Source organism: Candidatus Darwinibacter acetoxidans (assembly GCF_041936445.1).
In the GTDB taxonomy this organism is placed as follows: domain Bacteria; phylum Bacillota; class Limnochordia; order Darwinibacteriales; family Darwinibacteriaceae; genus DTU010.
The window spans coordinates 1-3203 of record NZ_JBHGXH010000262.1; the positions used below are offsets into that span (position 1 = coordinate 1).

A 3203-nucleotide genomic window follows, 5' to 3' on the forward strand; every position below is an offset into this window, starting at 1 on the left:
CTCGAACCCGGGACACCCTGATTAAGAGTCAGGTGCTCTACCAGCTGAGCTAATGGCCCCTGCAATCAGGATTTTACTATATTTCGGGTTTGAAAACAAGTCCTTTTACGAAATTTGTGAGTGGGACGCCAGGGACGTACCTTTTTGTCCCATGTGGGACACCAGGGACGTACCTTGTTGTCCCATAATGCGGCGTCATTTCTCCCGGCCGGGTTTGCGGCGCTCCAGTTTATAGTGGTTAAATTGATCCATGACGGCGGGATTGGCCTGGAGGAACTTGTAGAGAAGCTTGATTTTGTGAAAGGCATTTAAACTGAGGTGGTGCTCGATCATCTCCGTATCGCGCAGCAAATAGGGCTCTTTCACTCCAATCAGTTTTAAAAAGTTTTCGATCAGGATGTGCCGCTTAAGAAGAAAGCTGCCGATTCTCTTCCCCTTTTCGGTTAGCTGGATGAGCCCGTATTTTTCATAGTTCAGCAGCCCCAGCCTGGCCAGCTTCTGAACGGTCTTGGTGACGGATGAGGCCTGCACGTTCAGCTGGGCCGCCAGCTGGCTGGTGCGGGCGTAGCCCTCCTGGAGATGGCTGCGGTAGATCATTTCCAGGTAATCCTCCATGCTCGGAGTCATCTGCTGCCGGTCCTGCATCATCAGGTACCCGCGAAAGGTATAGAATTCCCGGTCGTCAGTCATTTTTTATGCTCCCCACAGCAGTTTATTCTTGCTTTGCCATAATGCCGCCTGTGGCATTGCATTTTTTAACGGCATATATTAGCCCAGAGAAAATCTTTTTCCCACGGCTAGCTTATTCTGCCGCGGGTAAAATAAGACCTTTCAAGGGGGCTAAAAAATGACCCGGGTATTGATGCCGCTGCACGAGCTGCCCGTTGGCAGCAGCGGCAGGGTGATGCAGATAAATGCAACCGGCGCTGCCAGGCGGAGAATGCTGGACCTGGGGCTTACATATAGCGCAGAGGTGGCCGCTCTTCAAAAAAGCCCCACCGGAGACCCCACGGCATACTTAATCCGCGGGGCGGTGATTGCCCTGCGTTCACAGGATGCTTCGCAAATACTCATCACTCCGGCAAATTAAACCCAAGGGGAGCGTCCGGCTGTGCGCCTTGCAAAACCGTCAACGGGCTTAAAGCCCCCCGGGGGTGATTCCAGGGGCGGGAAAGGCCCCGAAGAGCTGATTGTCGTCGCCCTGGCAGGCAACCCCAATACCGGAAAAAGCACCGTTTTTAACAGCCTCACCGGGATGAAGCAGCATACCGGGAACTGGAGCGGGAAAACGGTGGCCCATGCCAGGGGAAGATACAGCTACCGCGGGCAGGAATACCTGCTGGTGGATTTGCCCGGCAGCTATTCACTGCTTGCCGCTTCGGTGGAGGAGGAGCTGGCGCGGGACTATATCTGCTTTGAGCGTCCAGACGTTACCGTGGTGGTGGCCGACGCCACCTGCCTGGAGCGGAATTTAAACCTGGTGCTGCAGATTCTTGAAATCACGGACAGCGTGGTCGTCTGTGTAAATTTAATCGATGAGGCGGAGCGAAAAAGGATCAGGCTCGATCTGCCGGCGTTATCTCGTCTTCTCGGCGTCCCCGTGGTGGGAACAAATGCCCGTGACGGGCGGGGACTAAGGCAGCTGCAGGAAGCGATTTGCCGGGTCGCCGCCGGCAATGTGAGCGCAGAGCCTCTGCGCATTGAATACGGCCTCCCGCTCGAAGTGGCGGCGGCGAAGCTCGCGCCTGCAGTGCGCAAAATTGTCCCGCCGGACATGGACAGCCGGTGGCTGGCGCTGCGGCTGCTGGATGGAGATAGTTCCCTTTACAGCTCGCTGAAGCGCCATCTGAAAATCGATTTACATAAAAACGAAGCGCTGGCGGCAAATATTGATTCTGCCAGGGCTCTTTTGGAAAAAGAAAGCGGCGGCAAAACGGCGGCGGATCTTGTTGTTGCCGCCATCTTCGAAACTGCCGCCAAAATCGCCCGGCAGGTTGGAAGTCAAGCAGACAGCCGGACAATGCAGCGGGACCGCCGCCTGGATCGGCTCCTGACCTCGAAAACCTTCGGTATCCCCGTCATGCTGGCTATGCTCGGTGTTGTCTTCTGGATTACCCTTGCCGGGGCGAACTACCCCTCGCAGCTCCTGGCGGAGGCCCTTTTCTGGCTGGAAGAGCGCCTGGGCGCCCTGTTTGCTGCCGCCGGGGCGCCGGCATGGCTGGAGGGGGCCCTGGTTTCAGGAATCTACCGGACCCTGGCCTGGGTGGTCTCGGTAATGCTGCCCCCCATGGCCATCTTTTTTCCCCTTTTTACCTATCTCGAAGACCTGGGCTACCTGCCGCGGGTTGCTTTCAACCTCGACAGTTTTTTCCGGAGGGCCGGCGCCCACGGCAAGCAGGCGCTGACCATGTGCATGGGCTTCGGCTGCAACGCCGCCGGGGTCGTCTCCTGCCGGATTATCGATTCGCCGCGCGAAAGGCTCATCGCCATGCTTACCAACAACTTTGTCCCCTGCAACGGCCGCTTTCCCACCCTGATTGTCCTGGCGGCAATCTTTATCGGCGGAGGGGGTGCCGGCGCTCTTTCCGGTTCCTTCACTGCAGCCGCGGCAATTTTGGCGGCAATCGTGCTCGGAGCGGCCGTCACCCTGGGGGTCTCGAAGATACTCTCTCAAACCCTGCTCAAGGGGCTCCCCTCCACCTTTGCTCTGGAGCTGCCTCCCTACCGCAAGCCGCAGCTGGGGCGGATCCTGGTGCGCTCCTTTATTGACCGCACCCTTTTCGTGCTCAGCCGCGCCGTAATCGTGGCCGCGCCGGCCGGGCTGCTCATCTGGATACTGGCCCATACCATGGTGGGCGATCTCACCGTCCTCGAATGGGGAGCCCGCTTTTTTCAACCCTTCGGTTCGCTGCTGGGGATGGACGGCTATATTGTGTTGGCCTTTCTGCTGGGCGTCCCCGCCAACGAGATCGTCAGTCCCATCGTTATCATGAGCTACCTCTCAAGCGGCGCGCTGCTGGAGCTGAACTCCCTGGAGCAGCTGCAGGGGCTGCTGCTGGATCGCGGCTGGAGCTGGCTTACCGCCGTCTGCGTGATGCTTTTTTCGCTGAACCACTTTCCCTGCGGCACGACGCTGTTGACCATCTACCGGGAGACGCGCAGCCTCAAGTGGACCGCCGCCGCCTTCCTCATCCCCACGCTGA

General features: G+C 58.2%; 3 protein-coding genes. 2 read left to right on the forward strand and 1 reads right to left on the reverse strand.

Features of this window, described 5'->3' with window-relative positions:
- Positions 1-195 precede the first annotated feature (195 nt).
- Positions 196-690, reverse strand: coding sequence for a transcriptional regulator MntR (gene mntR / locus ACE4YL_RS09980; RefSeq protein ID WP_461369602.1), 495 nt, complete (start codon positions 688-690; stop codon positions 196-198).
- Positions 691-847: 157 nt separating this feature from the next.
- Between mntR and ACE4YL_RS09985 the strand changes: the two genes are divergently transcribed.
- Together ACE4YL_RS09985 and feoB are read left to right on the forward strand one after the other, a co-directional pair.
- Positions 848-1090, forward strand: coding sequence for a FeoA family protein (locus ACE4YL_RS09985; protein WP_461369603.1), 243 nt, complete (start codon positions 848-850; stop codon positions 1088-1090).
- A gap of 21 nt (positions 1091-1111) precedes the next feature.
- The coding region (gene feoB, locus ACE4YL_RS09990) for a ferrous iron transport protein B (RefSeq protein ID WP_461369604.1) at positions 1112-3203 on the forward strand (2092 nt) is incomplete at its 3' end.

Bases quoted from the DNA above. Each gene is read 5' to 3' on its own strand.
- mntR (WP_461369602.1), bottom strand. From the start codon at position 690: ATGACTGACGACCGGGAATTCTATACCTTTCGCGGGTACCTGATGATG.
- ACE4YL_RS09985 (WP_461369603.1), top strand. From the start codon at position 848: ATGACCCGGGTATTGATGCCGCTGCACGAGCTGCCCGTTGGCAGCAGC.